18 protein-coding genes are annotated in these 18851 nt (G+C 67.9%); 4 read left to right on the forward strand and 14 right to left on the reverse strand.

What is annotated here, in order from left to right; translation table 11 throughout:
• Positions 1–51: 51 nt before the first annotated feature.
• The 9 genes from G9V96_RS09210 to G9V96_RS09250 form a co-directional block, all read right to left on the reverse strand.
• On the reverse strand, positions 52–1320 hold the full coding sequence (locus tag G9V96_RS09210) for an NAD(P)/FAD-dependent oxidoreductase (protein ID WP_168582762.1): 1269 nt from the start codon (positions 1318–1320) through the stop codon (positions 52–54).
• Positions 1321–1416: 96 nt separating this feature from the next.
• Positions 1417–2025, reverse strand: a complete 609-nt coding sequence (locus G9V96_RS09215; RefSeq protein WP_168582763.1) for a response regulator transcription factor — start codon at positions 2023–2025, stop codon at positions 1417–1419.
• On the reverse strand, positions 2022–3170 hold the full coding sequence (locus G9V96_RS14975) for a sensor histidine kinase (protein WP_210424373.1): 1149 nt from the start codon (positions 3168–3170) through the stop codon (positions 2022–2024). The genes G9V96_RS09215 and G9V96_RS14975 overlap by 4 nt, the downstream gene beginning before the upstream one ends.
• 23 nt (positions 3171–3193) lie before the next feature.
• Entirely contained in the window at positions 3194–3928 is a 735-nt protein-coding gene (locus G9V96_RS09225; RefSeq protein WP_168583949.1) for an ABC transporter permease, read from the reverse strand.
• A gap of 67 nt (positions 3929–3995) precedes the next feature.
• Complete coding sequence (locus G9V96_RS09230) at positions 3996–4949, reverse strand: ABC transporter ATP-binding protein (RefSeq protein ID WP_168582764.1); 954 nt, start codon at positions 4947–4949, stop codon at positions 3996–3998.
• A 134-nt stretch (positions 4950–5083) separates the two neighbouring features.
• A complete protein-coding gene (locus tag G9V96_RS09235) occupies positions 5084–6448 on the reverse strand; it encodes a 6-phospho-beta-glucosidase (RefSeq protein WP_168582765.1) in 1365 nt (454 codons plus the stop codon).
• Positions 6449–6485: 37 nt separating this feature from the next.
• Positions 6486–7346 carry a carbohydrate ABC transporter permease gene (locus tag G9V96_RS09240; RefSeq protein ID WP_168582766.1) on the reverse strand — a complete coding sequence of 287 codons (861 nt, stop codon included), beginning with the start codon at positions 7344–7346 and terminating at the stop codon, positions 6486–6488.
• Complete coding sequence (locus G9V96_RS09245; RefSeq protein ID WP_226913252.1) at positions 7346–8308, reverse strand: carbohydrate ABC transporter permease; 963 nt, start codon at positions 8306–8308, stop codon at positions 7346–7348. The genes G9V96_RS09240 and G9V96_RS09245 overlap by 1 nt, the downstream gene beginning before the upstream one ends.
• Entirely contained in the window at positions 8305–9603 is a 1299-nt protein-coding gene (locus G9V96_RS09250) for an ABC transporter substrate-binding protein (protein WP_168582767.1), read from the reverse strand. Before G9V96_RS09250 ends, G9V96_RS09245 begins: the two co-directional genes overlap by 4 nt.
• Positions 9604–9843: 240 nt before the next feature.
• Between G9V96_RS09250 and G9V96_RS09255 the strand changes: the two genes are divergently transcribed.
• Together G9V96_RS09255 and G9V96_RS09260 are read left to right on the forward strand one after the other, a co-directional pair.
• Positions 9844–10962, forward strand: a complete 1119-nt coding sequence (locus G9V96_RS09255) for a carbohydrate kinase family protein (RefSeq protein ID WP_226913253.1) — start codon at positions 9844–9846, stop codon at positions 10960–10962.
• A gap of 236 nt (positions 10963–11198) precedes the next feature.
• Entirely contained in the window at positions 11199–11840 is a 642-nt protein-coding gene (locus tag G9V96_RS09260; RefSeq protein ID WP_168582768.1) for a PadR family transcriptional regulator, read from the forward strand.
• Between the two features lie 463 nt (positions 11841–12303).
• On the opposite strand, the gene G9V96_RS09265 is transcribed toward G9V96_RS09260, so the two are convergent.
• Complete coding sequence (locus G9V96_RS09265; protein WP_168582769.1) at positions 12304–12897, reverse strand: TetR/AcrR family transcriptional regulator; 594 nt, start codon at positions 12895–12897, stop codon at positions 12304–12306.
• Positions 12898–13005: 108 nt separating this feature from the next.
• On the opposite strand from G9V96_RS09265, the gene G9V96_RS09270 reads away from it, so the two are divergent.
• Positions 13006–13398: a DUF2237 family protein gene (locus tag G9V96_RS09270; protein ID WP_168582770.1), complete on the forward strand. Its 393-nt coding sequence runs from the start codon at positions 13006–13008 to the stop codon at positions 13396–13398.
• Between the two features lie 106 nt (positions 13399–13504).
• On the opposite strand, the gene G9V96_RS09275 is transcribed toward G9V96_RS09270, so the two are convergent.
• The 3 genes from G9V96_RS09275 to G9V96_RS09285 form a co-directional block, all read right to left on the reverse strand.
• Positions 13505–14881: an NAD(P)/FAD-dependent oxidoreductase gene (locus tag G9V96_RS09275; RefSeq protein ID WP_168582771.1), complete on the reverse strand. Its 1377-nt coding sequence runs from the start codon at positions 14879–14881 to the stop codon at positions 13505–13507.
• Between the two features lie 128 nt (positions 14882–15009).
• On the reverse strand, positions 15010–15852 hold the full coding sequence (locus G9V96_RS09280) for an undecaprenyl-diphosphate phosphatase (RefSeq protein WP_168583952.1): 843 nt from the start codon (positions 15850–15852) through the stop codon (positions 15010–15012).
• A gap of 83 nt (positions 15853–15935) precedes the next feature.
• The gene (locus G9V96_RS09285; protein WP_168582772.1) at positions 15936–17186 is read right to left on the reverse strand and encodes a glycosyltransferase; all 1251 of its coding nucleotides are present in this window, start codon (positions 17184–17186) and stop codon (positions 15936–15938) included.
• Between the two features lie 339 nt (positions 17187–17525).
• On the opposite strand from G9V96_RS09285, the gene G9V96_RS09290 reads away from it, so the two are divergent.
• Positions 17526–18317: a DUF2470 domain-containing protein gene (locus tag G9V96_RS09290; protein ID WP_168582773.1), complete on the forward strand. Its 792-nt coding sequence runs from the start codon at positions 17526–17528 to the stop codon at positions 18315–18317.
• Between the two features lie 94 nt (positions 18318–18411).
• Here G9V96_RS09290 and G9V96_RS09295 read toward each other — a convergent pair whose 3' ends face one another.
• Positions 18412–18693 (reverse strand): DUF1540 domain-containing protein, encoded by a 282-nt coding sequence (locus tag G9V96_RS09295; RefSeq protein ID WP_168582774.1) that lies wholly within the window; start codon positions 18691–18693, stop codon positions 18412–18414.
• Positions 18694–18851: the final 158 nt, after the last annotated feature.

An 18851-nucleotide genomic window follows, 5' to 3' on the forward strand; every position in this document is an offset into this window, starting at 1 on the left:
CGGTCGCATCGTCCTGCCCAGGGGAGGAACCCCTGGGCAGGACAACACTGACTACCGCGTCGCGGTGAACCGGTCCGCTGACAGCGGCGCCGGCACCCCACGCTGCTCACACAAGTCATCGGCCACGAGCCGGGCCGTCGCCGGGGCCAGGGTCAGGCCCCACATGCCGTGCCCTGCAGCCACCGCCACCCCGGGGTGCACGCGGGAGCGGCCGATGAGCGGCATGCCGTCGGCCGAACAGGGCCGCTGGCCGGCCCACATCTGCACCACGTTGTCGGTGCGCAGACCCGGCAGGCGCCGTCGGCCGACCGCGAGGATGCCCTCTACTCGGCGTGCATCGATCGTGTCGGGGACCCCGCCGAGTTCGAACGTTCCGCACAGCCGCAGCACGTCGTCGTAGGGGGTGGCCACCACCCGGTCCTCCATGAACGTCACCGGCCGCCCGAGTTCGACACCCGAATCGGCCAGGTCCACGACGTAGCCCTTACCGCTGATCAACGGCAGTCGCAGGCCGAGTGAAGCGCCGATGCGCGCCGACTCCAGTCCAGCCGCGATGACGACGTGATCCGCCTCCATGCGGACCCCGGGCGCTACCAGCTCCAACCGGGCACCGGAGCACCGTTCGAGCCGTCGCACGCGAACCCCCCAGCGCACCGGCACCCCCAGTTCGGCGCACGCCCGCACCATCCCGGCGAGGTATTCGCGGCTGTCGACGTGCGCGTCCTGCGAATGTCGGATCGCGCCCGGCACGGGGGCGAGCGCGGGTTCGAGGGCGGCGACCTGCTCTGCATTCAAAAGTTGCCCGGCGTGCGTGTCGTGACCGGCAAGCGTCACGTCGCGGCGCTGGTCACCCGGCCGCGCGGCTTCCGCGCGGGCCGCTGCGGCGCGTGCCTTACTCGACAGGACGTCAAGGGATCCGGCGCGACGGATCCCCGTCTGGACGCCGAGGCGGGGCAGCTCGACGTGCCGGTGCAGGCTTTCGACCGCGAGTTCGCGCAGCAGGTCGCCGTGCCGCTGCGCCCGGGCGGGCGTCGAGCTGCGCGCCATCCGCAACGCGTACGGCAGCACGGCAGGGTGCGGCGACAACCGGAAGGGCCCGGTTCGGCGGTGCAGTGACGACAGGCCCTCGATGAGGGTCGCCGGGGTGGCCAGTGCATCGACGTGACCAGGCGCGATGAGCCCAGCGTTGGCGTGCGAGCAGGCTCCGCCGGGGCCGTCGGCCGCATCGACGACGCTCACCTGTACACCCCGTCGAGCCAGTTCCCAGGCGATCGTCACGCCCACCACGCCGGCCCCGATGATGATCGTCTGCCTGCTCACTGATCCTCCTGCGTCGCTGGCCGGTGCGGGCGCCCCGCCGACTACAGCCACCGTAGAGCCCGGCGCGCGCCCCGGTCACTGTTCTGCGGCGACGGTTCACAGCCAGCCGTTGTCGCGAGCGATAGCGGCCGCTTCAGCCCGGGTGCGGGCGCCGGTCTTGCCGATAGCCGAGGAGAGGTGGTTGCGTACCGTGCCCTCCGACAGGCACAAGACACGGGCGACATCGGCGACAGTGCCGCCGCCGGCAGCTTGGCGCAGAACATCGCTCTCCCGCGAGGTCAGGGGCGAGGCCCCGCTGACCATCGAATCAACCGCGAGACTCGGATCGATGACGCGAAGCCCGGCGTGGACGCGGCGCACGGCCTGCGCGAGATCTGCTGCGGGCGCGTCTTTGACGACGAACCCCTGAGCCCCCGCTTCGAGGGCACGTCGCACGTACCCAGGCCGTCCGAACGTCGTCACGATGAGCACACGCGTCGAAGGACAGCAGCGGCGTAACTGCGCTGTCGCGGCGATGCCATCCAACCCCGGCATCTCGACGTCAACGAGCGCGACATCCGGGGCGTGCTCGAGGGCGGCGGCCACCACCTCGTCACCGCTTCCCACCTCGGCGACGACCTCCAAGTCGGCTTCAAGCTGCAGCAGCGCTGCGAGGGCACCGCGTACGAGCGCCTGGTCGTCTGCGAGTAGCAGTCGGATCGTCATCGCGGCTCGACCTCGTCCGCCCGCACCTGGAGAACGGTTCCGCGACCTTGCCTCGCAGGTTCGACGCTGAGCTTGGCACCCACCTGACGGGCTCGCTCGGCCAACCCGATGAGTCCGTTACCGTGCTCGGCCTGCCCTAGGCCGTGGCCGTCGTCAGTGACCTCCACGTGGCTGCGTTCCAGGGTGATGGTCACGTTGCGCGCCCCCGAGTGCCGAATCACATTCGTGACTCCCTCACGCACGGTCCAGGCGAAAAGGTCGCGCAGGTCGGAGCGAACCTCATCGGTCGCTCCGGGCAGCTCGTACTGAATCTCGGCGGCATCCAGTGCCTGCCTGGCTCTGGCGAGTTCGGCGGGCAACGCGAGTTCCCGGTAGGAGCGCACGGTCGCTCGGACGTCGGCGAGCGCATCTCGGGCGAGGCGTTCAACGTCAACGATCTCGGCTTTGGCGCGCTCGGGGTCGGTATCGACCAGACGCCCCGCCAGCTGCGCCTTGACAGTGACGACGGTGAGGGAGTGCCCAAGGATGTCATGCAGGTCGCGGGCCAGACGCGCCCGTTCAAGTTCGACCGCCAGTTCGGTCTTCTGTTCCCGTTCCGCGGCCAGCGTCTCCTGGGCCAGTCTGCTTCGCGAGCCGAACCACACCGACACCCCGATCGCGCCCTGCCAGGTGGCGAGCCCCACGTTCACCGCTGGGTCGAACCCGAGGGCGTGTCCCGTCGCGAATTGCGCGACCATGCTGCCGAAGATGAGCACCAGTCCTAGACGACCGGCGTAAGCCCCGCCGGCGCCGGCGACGAAGAAGGAGAGCAGGGCCAGCCCGGGCGAACCGATCACGGTGATCGCCAGTACCACCAAGACGGCGATGCCGATGAGCCACTGCGGTGCGCGCAGCCACGACGCGGCGGGCGGCGGGCGGCCTTCCAGCGCTAGCCAGCCCAGCACGTACCACAGGGCGAACGCCGCGAGGACGACCAGCGCACTCCACCGGCGCGCCGGTTCTAGCCCCCAGGCGTAAGCGCACGGGTAGGCGAGAAAAACCAGGAAGAACGCCGCAAAGAGGGTACGGCTGCGCTCGGCGCGCCGGCCCCGGAGGGAACCGCACTCTCCCTCACGGCCGACGTCAGCTGACTCCTTCGGTGGCATATTGACCACGGTAGATATGAGCATCACTCCCGCCCGGTCACAACGCGGTAGCGCCATGCTGCGACACCGACGAACAGTGCCGTCCACCCGAAGGTGCCGAGCAGGGCGACGAGCTCGACCTCGTTCCCGGTGGTGAGGCTTTCGAGCAGGCTGCGCGGACCGTACATCGGGGTATACGGGGCGATGAGGCGGATGGCTCCGAGCCCGTCCAGCGGGATGAACATGCCACCGAGGAACGCGAACAGAGAAAGCAGCGGTCCGACGACCCCAAGAACCGCATCTCCGCGAAAGAGGTACCCGACGGCGAGCCCGAAGGCGCAGAACATGGCCGTTCCGGTGATCCAGGCGAACGTGAACGCCACGAACAGCCACGGCAGATCGAGTCGGGCGCCGGTGGCCACGCCGATGGCGAAGATCACTGCGAGGACGATGAACCCGGTGACCAGACCGGCGATCAGCTTGCCGCCCACATACACAGCCGCGGGCAGGGGTGTGAGGCGTAGCTGACGGTTCCAGCCGCTACCCCGCTCTTCGGCGACACTGCCAGCGACGTTGACAGCAGCGGTGATCACCCCGAACAGGCCCATGTTCGCCATGACGAGCCCAGCGACGTTACCCCGCCCAGTGTTGATCGATCCATAGTCCGGGGCGGTACCGAAAAGCAGGTACATCGCTACTGGAAAGAGGATCGCGAACCCGAGGGTCCACGGGTTACGCAGCGCGCGAAGGATCTCGGTGCGCAGGTAGGTGCGCGGGATGCGCCGGCGGGCGGCGCCCGGTTGGTGCGCTGCCGGTCAGTCGTGGTGGTGGGGGCGGCTGCGGTGCTCATGCGGGGCTTCCTTCGGTAAGCGTGACAAACGCCTCTCCAAGCCCACGGGAGGTGATCTCGATATCGCGGGCATCGGTGGCAGTGAACAGGTGGCGAGCGAGCGTGTCGGAGTCGCGGGTGTGGATGCGCACGGTGTCACCGCGCCGTTCCACGTCGGTGACCCCGGGTAGGGCGCGCAGAGCATCGTCGCCGGTGGGGCGGGGAAGCTTGGCTTCGACGACGCGTCCCAGGGCGCAGCCTTTGACGTTCGTCGGTGTGTCGTCGGCGACGACCTTTCCGCCGGCCATGAGGATGACGCGGTCGGCGATGTCGTCGGCCTCGGCCAGGTAATGAGTGGCGAAGACCACGGTGCGGCCAGCGGCGGCGTCGGCTCTGATAGCGGCCCAGAAGTCACGCCGTGCGCTGACGTCGAGTCCGTTGGTTGGCTCGTCGAGGACGAGCAGGTCGGGGTCGGGCAGCAGCGCGAGGGCGAACCGAAGCCGCTGCCGTTCACCACCAGAGCACGTGCGCACACGCCGACCGAGGATCGAGTCGATCCTCGCGCGGGCGGCGACGGCCTCGACGGCCTCGAGGCGACCGTGGATATCGGCGACCATCCCCAGGGTCTGCCCCACGGTGAGCCGTGGCAGCAGCCCGCCGTCCTGCATCACCGAGGAGATGCGGCCTGTTGTGATGGCCTGCCCCGGGGTGCCCCCTAACACGGTGACCGTGCCGGATGTCGGCCGCGTCAAACCCAGCACCATGTCCAGCAGCGTCGTTTTCCCTGCGCCGTTCGGGCCGAGGAGTGCGACGACCTCGCCCCGCTCGATGCGCAGGTCGACACCTTGCACGGCTTCGATAGGGGTTCGGGTTCCCCGCGGCGGCAAGAATGTCTTGACGAGGCCGCGGATCTCGATCGCTGGGGAGCGCTGCGTGCCGGGGCTAAGGCCGGTGCATGTCGTCGTGGTCATGACCCAACGCTCGCGCGGCTGGCCGGTCGAGGCCTCGTTCGGTCGTCACCTTCGACCCCTGACATCCGTCACGACCGTCTGGGATGCAACCGCCGCGCTTGCGCTGCTCAGCGGCGCCGCGCCGGGTCTGGTTCTCAACCTGCCCCGAACACCTCGCGCAGTTCGGGGATCTGGTTGCGGTAGCCCTCGAAGAGCACCCGCGCCGAGCCGACCGAATCGACCAGCGGGTGCTGAGCAAACGCGGCGATGGCCTCGCGAGCGCAGCGGGTGCTCGCGGCTCGGATCGTGCACTCCTCGACATGCTTGACCTGCTGCACCAGGCCCAGCATCCGGCCCCGCAACGGGGTAGGCGTGAGCGGGCGCACCCCCGAACCGTCGACCAGGCACGCCACCTCGATCACTGCGTCACTCGGCAGCCCCGGCAACGTCGAACCGTTGGCGACGTTGAGGATCATCGTGGCGGGCTCGCCGCGGCTGATCGCCGCCATGATCGCCAACGCCACTGCCTCGTAACCGCCGCCCGCTACATCCTCAGCGTCGCGTTCCTCGCCCTGTGCCCGCGCCTCCTTCATGTAGGTGGCGTCCCGTTCGGCGCGGGTGCGCCGCCAGATCGACAACGCCGAATCGGGGTCGGCGGCCACCTGCGCGTAGAACGCGCTCTGCTGCTCCAGCAGAAACTCCCCACGGGTCTGGGCCGACCCGCGAATACCGGCCAGCGCCTCCCGGGTGAAGTCGTAGTAGTAGAGGTACTCGTTCGGTAGCGCGCCGATGTCAGCGATCCAGTCCGCACCGAACAGGCGCCCTTCCTCGATCCGCGTCAACGCGTCCCGGTCGGCGATCAACTCCGGGAGCCGATCGACGCCGTCCACCCGCAGGCCCTGCAACCACCCCAGGTGGTTCAGGCCCGCGTAGTCGTAGGCGGCCCGTTCCGGGTCGACGCCCAGCGCGTGCGCGGCGCGACGCCCCAGCGCGATGGGCGAATCGCAGATGCCGACCACCCGCGACCCGAGCACGCTGCGCATGGCCTGGGTGATCATCCCCGCCGGGTTGGTGAAGTTGATGAACCAGGCCTGCGGCGCCAGCGCCGCGACCCGGCTGGCGATCTGCAGGACGACCGGGATGGTGCGCAACCCGTAGGCGATCCCGCCGGGCCCGGTCGTCTCCTGCCCGAGCAGCCCCAGATCGAGAGCAACCCGCTCGTCACAGGTGCGGGCACGCAACCCGCCGACGCGGATCGCCGAGAAGATGAAGTCCGCATCCCGCACCGCCTCGTCCAGGTCGCTGGTGCACTGCACGCTCGGCGGCGCCAACCCTGCCTGCGCGGACGCGCTCGGTTCCTGCCCCATCTGGGTCAGCACGGCAGCGATGCTCGCCAAGCGCGCCTCGTCGGTGTCGTACAGCGCCACCTCATCGACCCGCCGGGAGTTCGTCTCACGCAGCAGCGCGCCGTACACCAGCGGCACCCGGAACCCGCCGCCGCCCAGAATCGCCAACTTCATCTGTGTCTCCCTCAACCGTGTTCGATGTCAGGTGCGTTCAGTCACCGGCGATGCCGGTGCGTTCCACTCCTTCGACGATCCAGCGTTGCAGGAACAAGAAGATGAGCAGCATCGGCAGGATCGCGACCAGAGCGGCCGCGAACAGTTGCGGCAAGTTGATCGTCTGCGCGGTCAAGAACGTCGACAGCGCGATCTGCACCGTCCACGCCTGCGAGTCCTGCCCGATGACCAGCGGCCACAGGAACGCATTCCAGGCGCCGATGAAGGTGATGGTGCCGATCGCGGCGCCGAAGCCGAGCGAATTCGGGATGACGATGCGCCAGAAGGTGCCCCAATAGCCCAGGCCGTCGATGAATGCTGCTTCCTCGATCTCCTTGGGGAACCCCAGGTAGAACTGGCGGAACAGGAACGTCGCGAGCGCCTGGAACAACCCCGGCACGATGAGGCCCCGCAGCGTGCTCACCCAGCCCAACGTGGAGACCAGGACGAAGCTGGGCACGAAGGTCACCGCGGCCGGGATGAGCAGCGTCGCCGTGATCAGCCCGAAGACCACGTTGCTCCATCGGTAGGGGATCCGGGCCAAGCCGTAGCCGGCCATCGCCGACAACACCAGCACCCCCGCGGTCTGCACGAAAGAGACCACGACGGAATTGAGCAGCGCCCGGCTCATCGGCACTGCCGGGTTGGCGAACAGGTCGCGGAAGTTGTCCAGGCTCCAGTGCTGGGGAACCCACTGCCATTCCGGCGCGGTCATCTCGGCCTGGGTCATGAACGCGTTGCGCACGAGTAGATAGAAGGGGATGAGGAAGAACAACGCCGCGATGCTCAGCGCTGCGTAGCGGGTGAACGTGGCGAGTTGGCTACGCGCACCTCGGCGCACGACGTGCGGTGTCGACATCAGCGTTCCTCAGTTCGGAAGAAGCGACCCAGCACCAGCGCGATGATCGCGATCGTCAACGTCAGGATGACCGCCCCGGCGCCACCGTGGCCGAAGTCCTGGCCGCGGCCCAAGGCGACGTAGAACAGGTACACCAGCGGTGGCCGCGCGTACGGCGGGTACCCGGCGAAGGTGGACATGATGTTGAAGAACTCGTCGAAGGCCTGGAAGGCGTTGATGAGCAGTAGTAGGACCACCGCGACGCTGGTCGGGCGCAGCAGCGGCAGCGTGATGTAGCGGAACGCTTTCCAGCCGATCGCGCCGTCGATGGCGGCGGCCTCGTACAGGTTGGGGTTGATGCGTTGCAGGCCTGCGATGAACAGGATCATGTAGAACCCCACTTGCAGCCACAGCCTCGCCGAGACGATGACCAGCCAGTACCACGGCGGGCTGGTGACCGAGAGCCAGGGGATCGGGTCAGCGCCGAAGACATCCAGGACGGTGTTCGCCAACCCGAAACGCACCCCGGAGAAGATCGACATCTTCCAGATCAGCGCGGCAACCACGTAGGAGCATGCGGTGGGCAGGAAGAAGACGGAGCGGAAGAACGCTTGCGCCACCTGCACCCGTGAGACCAGCACCGCAGTGGCCAGGGACAGCATGAACGTCACCGGCACGATGAAGACAGCGAAGACGACGAAGGTCCACAGCGACTGGACAAAGTTGGGGTCGCCGAGCATATCGGCGTAATTCCGCAGCCCCACGAACTGGTCCGGGGTAGGTGAGACGGTGTTGCGGGCGTCGAAGAACGACAGGTAGATGCTCCACGCGATGGGGATGTAGATGAAGACGACCAACCCCGCGAAGAACGGTCCGACGAACACCCAGAACCATAGGTTCGTGTTGGCGCGACCAGCCAGACGGCGCCCCAGCGAGGGGCTGGTGGGGGTGAGCACGCCACCCCCCGCCGGGGCGGCGCTCACGAGGAGAACCGCTTCAGTTCGGCCTCCACCACGCCCTTGACCGTGTCCAGCTCAGCCTTGGGGTCAGCGCCGTTCTTGACGATGCGGCTCATCGCGTCGTTGAACGAGGACTGACTCTTGGGGCTCCACAGGATGTGGTTCTGCACGTAGCCGTTCTCTTTGGACAACCGCACCGCCTCGGCGGCAGGGCCGGAGGCGAGCTTGTCTGCCTTCTCGGCCACGGAGGTGCGCGCCGGGATGTGCAGACCGTAGGAGGTAGCCCAGTCTGTTTGGCTCTCCGTGTTTTCGATCCACAGCGACTTCACGAACGCCTTGGCCGCCTCGACGTCTGCCCCCTTGCTGTTGATGCAGGCCCCGTAGGCGCCGAGGGTGACGTTCGGGTTGCCGCCGGGCATCGCCGGCCAGGGCAGCACCCCGATGTCGTTACCAAGGGCTGCGGTGATCGCCGGCAGGTTCCACAACCCTGTGAACTGCATGGCCGCCAGGCCTTGAGTCAGGGCGTCGGGGGCGAACCAGTCGTTGGGCGCGCCGAGCAGAACCACCTTGTCGGTGTACATCTTTCGCAGCAGCGACAGCGCCTGCGCGGCCTTGGGGTCATCGAAGCCGACCTTGCCGTCATCGGTGAGCAGGTCCAGACCCGCCGAACGCAACATCGGCCCACCCATGAGGCCCGCGCCACCGTCGTTACCCAGGAAGAGGCCCTTGACCTTGCCGGTGGTCAACGCGGCCGCCGCGACCATCAGCTCATCCATGCTCTTCGGCGGTTTCATACCGGCTGCTTCCAGCAGGGAAGGCCGGTAGATGAGCAGCTGCATGTCCATCACCTGCGGCACGGCCCAGATCTTGTCCTGGTAGGTGACCCGCTTCAGCAGCGCCTCGTTGAAGTCGCTCTTGGCGTCGCCGAACAGGTCGGTGACGTCGCTGACCTGCCCGGAGGTGATCATGTCGATGGTGGGGCCGTTGCCGTACTCGAAGATGTCCGGGGCGCCGTCTGTCTGCAGGGTCGCCACAACCGTGTTGTCGTAGTCGCCCGGCTTCCACGTGACCTTGATGTCGGCGTCGGGGTAGTCGGCGGCGTACCGCTCCACGGCCTGCTGGGTACCGACCTCACCGTATTGGTGGTACCACTGCGACAGGCTCGGCTTGGCGCCGCCACCGGCACCGCCCGAGGCCGAACCCGTCTCCGGGCGGCCGGTGTTGTTGCCGCAGGCAGCCAACGCGCCCGCTGCTGCCAGCGCACCGCTCCAAGCGAGAAGGCGACGGCGGGTGATCTCGGGGGCGGGTCGGGCGCTCATGTGGTTCTCCTTCGGGGCAGTGGCCGCCGCTGGGGACGCGACGATTCGAGGGACCTCAGGCAGCAGTCTTGCCGCTTGAACCGACGCATTGGGCGCAGACGACCCTCCGTGTCGGGTTCAGCAAACCGCAGGCTTCGTCCCGCCGCGCGTTGGACGCAGCATCTGTGCCTGCGACAGTGAGCATGGAGAAGTGTCGAGCGACAACCTACGTTCGATCGGTCAACCTGCGGGAGGCAAACCGTGCACAGGCCCATCACCGACACCCCGGATTCCCGCTTCGACCCGCTGGCGTCGTTGCGGGAGCCTGACGGCCCTGCGTTCGATCTGTTCCTGCAGGGCATGGTCTTTCTCGACATCATCTTCACCGGCCTGGAAGCCATGCCCCGCAACGGCCAAGAGGTGTGGGCCGACGGCATGGGCTCCTGCCCTGGCGGCATCGCCAACCTCGCCGTGGCCGCCTCCCGGCTGGGGCTGCGCACCTCGCTGGGCGCCGCCTTCGGCGACGATGACTACGGCGAGTTCTGTTGGCGCACGCTGGAACAAGAGGGCGTCGACCTGTCCACGAGCAAACGCTGCCCGGACTGGCATTCGCCGGTGACGGTCTCCATCGCTGCCGAGGGGGATCGCAACATGATCACCCACGGACATGAGGAGCCGGAGTGCCCCTCGGCGATGATCGGCCGCCCGCCGCGTTCACGCGCCGTCCTGATGGACCTGGCCACTCCCGACACGGCCGGTGAGGCGAGTTGGGTGGAGGCAGCCTATGAGGACGGCGCACTGATCTTCGCCGACGTCGGCTGGGATCAAACCGGCCGCTGGGATCAGCAGATCCTTACCGCGCTACAACGGTGTCACGCCTTCATGCCCAATGCCGGTGAGGCGATGGCCTACACCCGCACCGAGACCCCGCAGGACGCGCTGTACGCACTGGCCGACCTGGTCCCGTTAGCGGTGGTGACGAACGGCCCGCACGGTGCCCTCGCCTATGACTCGACCACCGGGGAGGAAGCCAACGTTCCCGCGCTGCGGGTAGAGGCGATCGACCCGACAGGTGCCGGTGACGTGTTCGGCGCGGCTGTCACCCTGGGCACCCTGGCCGGATGGTCGCTACACAACCGCCTCGCGTTCGCAGCGCTGTGCTCCTCGCTGGCGGTGCAGCAGGTCGGCGGTTCGCTGGCCGCACCGGGCTGGGGAGACATCGTCGACTGGTGGCAGGCGACCAAGAGCATCACCGGCGGCGGCGCCTATCAGTCATCGCTGCGTCGGCGGTATGAGTTCCTGGATGACCTCCTTCCGGAGAAATCCTGCGGGGTCGTACACCGCGCGCGGGCCACAATCGCCCGCCTCTCCGACGCCTGAGGGCCGGCCCGCCGCTGCCCCCCCGCCCGCTACGCCCGTTGGGCGCCGGGCTTGACCATGCCGCCGGCAGGCAGATCAGCCACGTCGATCGATCCGTCCATCGCCCGATCGCTGCTCAGCCATTCCCTATCGGTGGGCGCCTCTCGCGCCTATAGATATATCTTGACATGTCGTAGACCTATCGCGATACTCAATATGTGGCAGTCCGCCACACCCCAACGCGAAGGAGACATGTGATGAATACCGACGACACCCGCCGCGAGCATGGATGCGGCGAAACCGAACAGTCCGACGCACACTGCGAGCACGAACCGTGGCAGCACGGCGGACCGGGCAGGGCACGTGGCCGAGGATGCGGACCGGCCGGGGAAGAGGAGCGCGGACTTGGACACGGCGGTTTCGGCCGGGGCCGCTTCGGCGGCCGTCGAGGACGTCGCGCTCGCCGAGGCGAGGTGCGCGAAGCAGCTCTGCTATTGCTGGCTGAAGAGCCGATGAACGGCTATCAGATCATGCAGACACTGCATGATCGGACAGGCGGCAGCTGGCGCCCCAGCCCCGGGGCCATGTACCCGGCGCTCGCCCTGCTCACCGACGAAGGACTCATCGAACCGGTGGAGATCGAGGGGCGGAAGGCACTGCGACTCACCGAAGCCGCAGCAGAACAGGTCGCCACGCTGCAACAACGCCCCGCTCCGTGGGAGGCCGCAGCGCAACAGGACGCCGGCGCTGCGGGGGAACTGTGGAGCGCCTACACCCAGCTCGGGTTGGCGGCCAGGGCTGTCGGTGCCACGCACGATGAGGCGCAGATGCGCCGCGCGACCGAAGCCTTGACTGCGGCCCGCTCAGCGATCTACCGCGTCCTGGCTGACGAGGGCTGAACCCCGAGCCCGGGCAGGGGCAGTGAGCTGGCTTCGTTGCCGCTTTTCAGCGCCAAGCCCACCGGTCCGTAGCCAACTGCAGCCGTGTTCTCATCAATTTCTGATTCGCCCGCCCCGCGACCGGTGAACGCCGGTCGCGGGCGAATCGTAAGCCGCCTCGACACCGGCACGCCGGTGAGCGTTCTGCCGAACGGGCTCGTCAGCGCCGTGAGTCCGATTCGCGGCCGCGACCGGAGCCTCTGAGGCCGATCGCTCATCCGCGCTACCTGCCCGGTAGCCTCGCCCTGCGTTCGAACTGGGTCCCGACGACCTCACCGATCGGCTCCCGCCACCAGAGGCAAGCGACTCTGGTCGGCTTCATCACCTGCCTTGCGACGCGGAGCACCACCATCTGTGCACGGCCTTGGCAGCGAGCGTCGCGGCAGGCCGCCGACCGTTCGAGCCGGCGCGCCACCTCTGGCGGTTATGCAGACAGCAGCCTGCGCAGCAACTCATCGGCGAGCTCGGGGTCGCCCTGATTCGCTTCTTCGCGCTGGACCCACTGATCGACCTCGACCATGACGGCGATCGTCAGGGATCGTTGTAACTCCACGGGCAGGTGCGCATCGACGCAATCCAATTCCCGGCCCCGTTCGAGAATCGCGTGCAGCCAACCTCGCAGAGTCGATTGCATCTCCTCCAAGGCGGGGACCCGTGGCGCATCGCTCAAATGCGCGAGTCGCCCGGCCTGCACCGTTCGCGGGTCGCGGCGTGCAGCCGAATCCACGTTCTCGACGACGCGGCGGATCGTCGGCCAGAACGTGGTGTCATCGAGCAGCGCGGGGTCGGGCAGGATCACCTGCTCCTGCAGCGCGCGGAGTCGATCCGCGAGAACCCGCTCGAACAGGTCCTTCTTCTCTCCGATGCTCTCCGAGAACGACTTCTTGGGGATGTCAGCCTCGGCCAGGACGTCACTGAGCGAAGCAGCCGCGTAGCCGCAACGCTCGAACGCTGACGCAGCCACGTCGAGCAGCTCGGCCAGTTCGTCGGGATGGATGGGGCGCGACGATCTGCCCACGACAGCCTCCTTGAGGTTGGTCAACCCCAGTCTTGCCCACTCCACCGCCGCAGGCACGCCAGCGCTCCCACCGGGCCGCTACGTTCACAGGCGCGCATACTGGACGACATGTCGCAGCGGAATGTCCTCGGCGGTGAACTCGAAGAGTGCGGAACCGAGCCCCTGACGGGGTTCTATCGCGACGGTTGTTGCTCATTCGGTCCGCAGGACACCGGCTATCACTCGATCTGTGCCGTGATGACGGAGGAGTTCCTGCGTCATCAGCAACTCATCGGCAACGACTTGTCGACCCCGCGACCCCAGTTCGGGTTCAGCGGTCTGCTGCCGGGCGATCCGTGGTGCGTGACGGCCCGCAATTGGCTGATCTCGCACGAAGCGGGCGTGGCGGCGCCAGTGCGACTGGCCGCGACGAACGAGGCCACCCTCGACATCGTGCCCTTGGACCTGTTGCGCAGCTATGCCGTCGACGCCCCGGACGACCTGCGCTCCCTCGAAGATTGACAGTGCTGAACCGGGGCACCGGCCACTGCTGTGACCGGCGCCCCGTGTTCAGTACGGCTGACCCGCGCGCGTCGATATGGCATTGACCGAGGCCGCGCGCGAGGAGCTACCTTCGTGCGCGTTCTCCGTCAGTGCCCGTGACGACCGGTTCGCCGACGATGAGGTTGTGGTCTCGGGACCAGAACAGGTACTTCGAGCCGAGGTTCACCATCGAGGCGACACGGTTGCGCCCACCCAGCAGCGCCCGGATGTGCACGGCGTTCCACACCAGCCAGGCGGGGAAGCCGGTCAGGTTCGGGAACGCCTTGGCCTCAGCGACGGCGTCGCTGCGCCCGATGGTGGCCAGGCTGCCGAGGTCGCGATATTCGAACGTGGGCGGCTGCTGTCCGTGGATCTGGGCGGCGATGACAGCCCCCACGTGTTCCCCGGTCTGCAGCGCAGGCTGGGCCTGCTGCGGTAGCGGGGAGTCCTCGCGCAGGCTGATGTCCCCTGCGACGAATATCCGTTCGTGCCCGAGGGCGCGCATCTGGTCATCGACAAGGATGCGACCGCCCTTGCCTTGCTTCAAACCCCACCGACCGACCGCTTCGGCAGCTTGAATACCGCTGGCCCACACGACGATCTGCGCGGGGAGGAACTCCTCGTGCTTTGTATCGCCGTCCTTGGTCGCCAGGGTCACCCCCTCGTCGGAGACTGCGGTGACCGACGTGCCGAGCCGCAGGTCGACGCCGCGCGAGCGCAACGCCTGCTCGGCATACTCGCGGCTGCCCGAGGTGAACGGCATGAGCACGTGCGGGGCCATCTCGACCAGCGTGATCCGAATGCGCTCCGGGTCGAGTTCAGGAAACAGCACGGGTAGATCGATATGGCACATCTCGGCCATAGCGCCGGCCATCTCGACACCGGTCGCCCCAGCGCCGACGATGACGACCCGTAGGTCTTCGTCCTGGCCGGCTCGGGCAGCGCGTTCGAGGGCGTGCTGGGTCGCATCGCGAAGGGCGAGCGCCTGCCTGCGCGTATAGAGGGGATAGCTGTACTTGTCCGCACCCTCGATGCCGAAATAGTTGACGACGACGCCGGTGCAGATGAGCAGATAGTCGTACCAGACGACCCGTCCGTCCTTCAGGTGTAGGTGACGGGCCTCGTGATCCATCGCCTCGACCTCGCCGAGGATGAACTGTGCCCCGTAGTTGGCGCCGTGCACGGAGCGCAACGCCCAGGTGACATCGCCGGGGTTCAGAGTTGCCGTGGCAACTTGGTAGAGCAGCGGTTGGAAAGTGTTGTACGCATTGCGGTCGATGATCGTGACGTCGACAGGTTCGTCGCGCAGTCGGCGGGCGGCTGCCAGGCCCGCGAAACCGCCGCCGACGATGACGATGTGGGGACGACGGGCCCCGTGTTGGTCGTGGGTTTGCCCCTCGGGCTGAGTCGAGCGGGCACGAGAGGGGATGAGTCGCCGGATATCAAAGGCGGATGTAGTCATCTCGCTCCTTCCGTGGAGACGTGTGGCGCAGAGTTTCTAGGGCTGATCAGCCCGAGCTCACAGCGCTGCAATTCCGATACCCACCACCACAGCGACGAAACGCGGCGCGACACCTAGTGAGACGAAAGTCAGCAGGCCCCGCCTGCTTCCCGGTGCCCGTCGCGCACCCGAAGCGCGAACAAGGCCAGCGCGGCGGCGGTGCGGTACCGGACGAAGGGCCGTAGGTCGTTGGTCGAGACGTATCGCAGCAGCCACGCGATGACTGCGTACCCGATGCCGAAGCTGACCGTGGTGGACGCCGCGATCGGCCCCCACGCCGGTGGTTGATCCTCGGTGGAGATGTCGAAGAGCTGTTGCAGCCCGGCGGCGAGCACTGCGGGGATAGCCAAGAGAAAGGAGTAGGTGGTTGCTGCTTCGCGGGAGTAACCCAGCAGAAGCCCCCCGGCGATGGTGCCGCCGGAGCGAGAGACGCCGGGGATGAGCGCCAAGGACTGCCACAGGCCGAAGGCCAGCGCGTCACCCACGCTGAGGTCGGCCAGACCTTTGTGCGCCGAGCGGGTGGTGGCGCGGCGGTCGGCGTAGGCGATGACGGGTGTGAAGCCGAGCAGCATGCCGCAGGTCATCCATGGGTTGCGCAGCGGGCCGGTGATGAATCGGCGCAGTCCGTAACCGAGGCCGCCGATGGGTAGGGAGCCCGCGATGATGAACCAGCCCAGCCGGGCGTCCGGGTCGGCGGGTGGCACCGCGCCGCCTACCGAGCGCGTCCACTGCGTGATGATGCCGGCGATGTCGTCGCGGAAGTAGAGCAGCACCGCCGCTTCGGTGCCCAACTGCGTGATCGCCGTGAACGCCGAGCCGGGGTCGCTGCCGAAGAGGCGACCAACCGCAGCCACGTGCGCGCTGGAGGAGACGGGAACGAACTCGGTGAGCCCCTGCACGAGCCCCAACGTCACCGCCTGCGTCCAGTTCATGCCGTCATTGTCCCCGCAGCGAGCAGCGAGCGCTTCAGTCACGTCAACTGCTGATTGCGATGGTTGTGCTGGCCCGTCGCGGATCAGCGCAGGTAGCCGAGCTGGTCAAGGACGGTGATGGTGGCGCCGACGCCGTCCCGCTGGCGGCTGGCGTGCCCGAGGTCGCGGGCACGTTGCTGGTAGCCGGGGGTGCGCGGCGAGTCGAGCATGTCGGTGATGAGGTGGGCCAGGTTCGCCCCGGTGAGGCGCCGATGGGACAGCGGCGCGGGTCCAAGACCCAGGCGGTGCAGGCGCTCGGCGTGGTAGGGCTGGTCGACGCCGATGGGGATGACCGCACAGGGCACCCCGCTGCGCAACGCTTCTTGGGAGGTGCCCGAGCCGCCGTGGTGGATGGCGCCGGCGACGCGGGGGAACAGCCAGTCGAAAGGCACCCCGCTCATCGCATAGACGTTCGAGGCGATGAAGCCGGGTGCAGCTCCGGCGGGGGCCAGGGTGAGGATCGGCCGCCCGCTCAACGCGGCCGCCGCCACGAGGGTCTGGGTGTCCGCGGCGGACGTGAACTGGGTCAGGCTGCCGAACCCGACGTAGACCGGGCGTCGGTCAAGCAGCTCGGCCAGGTCGCGGTTCGGCGTGTATGGGCGCGGCGGCGGCGCGAGGTACCCGCTCTGGTGCACGTTGGGCGCCCAGTCCGGGGCGGGCGGCACGAGTAGCGGGTCGGCGGCGACGATGGTGGGGTGACGGTCGGCGTCGGCTGCGACCGCGTTGAAACCGAGCCCGGGCAGACCCAGCTGCGAGCGGGCCCGGGTGGTCAGGGTGCGCCCGAGCGCCGTGGCGAGTTTCCACGTGAACCGTGCACCCCAGCGGTCGTAGGGAGTGAATCCGGTGAAGTAGGAGGCGAAGCAGAAGCTCTGCGGGTGCAAGGTCACGGGTTGACCGGTGTAGACGATGGTCGCGGCGCGGCATCCGCGAGCATCGGCCAGCGCGGCGGCGGCGCCGCGAGTGAGCACGCCGCTGAGCACGACATCGCCGGGGCCGACGTGGTCCAGGACAGCCCGGAGGAACCCTGGCGCCAGCCCGGTGAGCCACCGGTTGAGCAGCACAGCTTGCCCGATCATGCTTGCGCCGAGCCGGTCTCGGATCGGCCCACGCGCCACGGCGTCGGACAGAGACCCCGGTACGGGCACGAAGCGGGCCCCCACCTGCGCCGCCAGCCCCGCGTATTCCTCGATTCCGATGACGAGCGCGTCGTGTCCGCGGCTGCTCAGCGCTCCGGCCAGGGTGGCAAGGGGCTGCACGTCGCCCCGCGAACCGAGGGCCAGCAGCACGAACGTCATACCGCCACGATGACAGCCGCACCCTTGGGGCGCCCGGCGACCAGGGGTCGCGGCGATACACCTGCTGGCGCACCGAGTGACTGCTCAGGTGGAGATGACCTAGGTCAGTGCCCCTCAGGTGCTGCTAGGCGCCGCGCGCGGTGAAGCTCCATGTCAATGCGGGTGCACAAGGCCCAGCCGCGGTGGCCAGGGATGAGCAACACCGACCGCGACCTGCCACGTCCCAGCAGCGAGGCCCGGCCTCGCGCTGTGAGCGGGTATTCCTCAGGAGGCACCCGGCTAAACCCTTTACCCGGAGGAGTTACTTTAGGATAGGCTCACCTAATCGGAGGGAGCCCCATGATCACGGCAGTCGAACGGCCCGTACGGCATGACCGTGACCGCACCGCCCTCTTGTCGAGGCGGCTCCTTGGCGGGGCCGGCCACGCTCGCATGGTGGCATATCGGGCGGATCCGAACCAGGCAATCACTCTCGCCGCCCACGGCCTCGACGCGGCCGGGCGCCTGCTCGTGGTCGCCCCTTGCGAGTCCGTATCCGGGGATGAGATCCACGATGTCCGACTCGATGTGAACCGCGAGGCCGTCGACGCGAACGCGCGCATCGTTACCGCCAGCGTGCATCTGTTGGGCCGGTTCGAGTGGCTGAATTCACAGGAGCAACAGGACCTAGTCTCCGACGCTCACCTCGGGGGCGGGTTCCTCCTCGCGGCCGGATCGCCCGCTATGAAGGTGGGCAAAATCACAACGGATCGGGTGCTCCTGCACGACGCCTCCGGCGTGCACCCGTGGACGCTCACGGCCCTGAAAGATGTCGATCCCGGCGTGTTCCGCGACCCGTTCGAGGCGCTGGAAGCTCAAGATGCGGTGTTGTCCTTGGGACAAGCCAACCTGTTCACACTGTGCGCGGGCGCCGCGCGCGACTCGGGGACCGGCAGCCTCCTGGCCTGCAACCCGGCCCATCTGGCCGCTACGACGGCACGCATCTACTGCCTTGACATCGATTCCCTGGGTGTTACCCTCCTCGACGGAGCAACAGCCGACGTCGTCCACATTCCGTTCCGCGCGAGCGTGACCTCTGCCGCGGACATACGCAGCGCCCTAGCGGCACTGCTTCCTCGGACTCGGCCCTGATCCGCGTCTCGCGTATCTGACACTGGGCCGGGCAAGCGTGTGGCCCCCGGCGATCACCGGGGGCCACACGTGGTTATACACACGCTGCGGGCGTTCAGCGGGCGCTGTACATCTCGCAGAGAGCTGTGTCAGCCGAGACCGTGATCGCCTCGGCCGTGCACATGAGGTCAGTGTTGTGGGCGCACTCCAAACGCTGGCAGGCGCCCACCTGGGCGGAGCCGGAGTTGGTGCCGCCACGGACGTCGAGGGTGACGAAGGTGCCGCAGGAGGCGGAACCCTCAGAGCCGCCCACCGTGATCGCGCCGGCTTTGCAGGCACCGTCGTTGTAGGCGCAGGCGGTTGTGGCACACGAAGAAATGGTGGCGAGAGCAGACATGAGCTGGACCTTCCGATAAGCGAAGCCGCGTATCTGACTCTTTGACCGTACGAGCATCTAAACCCGCCCGCAAGCAAGGTAAGGCACCTCTAACCTGCGCAAATGCACCAAAACTGGGTTTATGAAGTTCCCTCCCCCAGCCCGAAACGGCAAGGGGT

Origin of the sequence: Gephyromycinifex aptenodytis, assembly GCF_012277275.1 — a bacterium.
Taxonomy (GTDB): domain Bacteria; phylum Actinomycetota; class Actinomycetes; order Actinomycetales; family Dermatophilaceae; genus Gephyromycinifex; species Gephyromycinifex aptenodytis.

Bases quoted from the DNA above. Each gene is read 5' to 3' on its own strand.
- G9V96_RS09215 (WP_168582763.1), bottom strand. From the start codon at position 2,025: ATGACGATCCGACTGCTACTCGCAGACGACCAGGCGCTCGTACGCGGT.
- G9V96_RS14975 (WP_210424373.1), bottom strand. From the start codon at position 3,170: ATGCCACCGAAGGAGTCAGCTGACGTCGGCCGTGAGGGAGAGTGCGGT.
- G9V96_RS09230 (WP_168582764.1), bottom strand. From the start codon at position 4,949: ATGACCACGACGACATGCACCGGCCTTAGCCCCGGCACGCAGCGCTCC.
- G9V96_RS09235 (WP_168582765.1), bottom strand. From the start codon at position 6,448: ATGAAGTTGGCGATTCTGGGCGGCGGCGGGTTCCGGGTGCCGCTGGTG.
- G9V96_RS09240 (WP_168582766.1), bottom strand. From the start codon at position 7,346: ATGTCGACACCGCACGTCGTGCGCCGAGGTGCGCGTAGCCAACTCGCC.
- G9V96_RS09250 (WP_168582767.1), bottom strand. From the start codon at position 9,603: ATGAGCGCCCGACCCGCCCCCGAGATCACCCGCCGTCGCCTTCTCGCT.
- G9V96_RS09260 (WP_168582768.1), top strand. From the start codon at position 11,199: ATGAATACCGACGACACCCGCCGCGAGCATGGATGCGGCGAAACCGAA.
- G9V96_RS09270 (WP_168582770.1), top strand. From the start codon at position 13,006: ATGTCGCAGCGGAATGTCCTCGGCGGTGAACTCGAAGAGTGCGGAACC.
- G9V96_RS09275 (WP_168582771.1), bottom strand. From the start codon at position 14,881: ATGACTACATCCGCCTTTGATATCCGGCGACTCATCCCCTCTCGTGCC.
- G9V96_RS09280 (WP_168583952.1), bottom strand. From the start codon at position 15,852: ATGAACTGGACGCAGGCGGTGACGTTGGGGCTCGTGCAGGGGCTCACC.
- G9V96_RS09285 (WP_168582772.1), bottom strand. From the start codon at position 17,186: ATGACGTTCGTGCTGCTGGCCCTCGGTTCGCGGGGCGACGTGCAGCCC.
- G9V96_RS09290 (WP_168582773.1), top strand. From the start codon at position 17,526: ATGATCACGGCAGTCGAACGGCCCGTACGGCATGACCGTGACCGCACC.
- G9V96_RS09295 (WP_168582774.1), bottom strand. From the start codon at position 18,693: ATGTCTGCTCTCGCCACCATTTCTTCGTGTGCCACAACCGCCTGCGCC.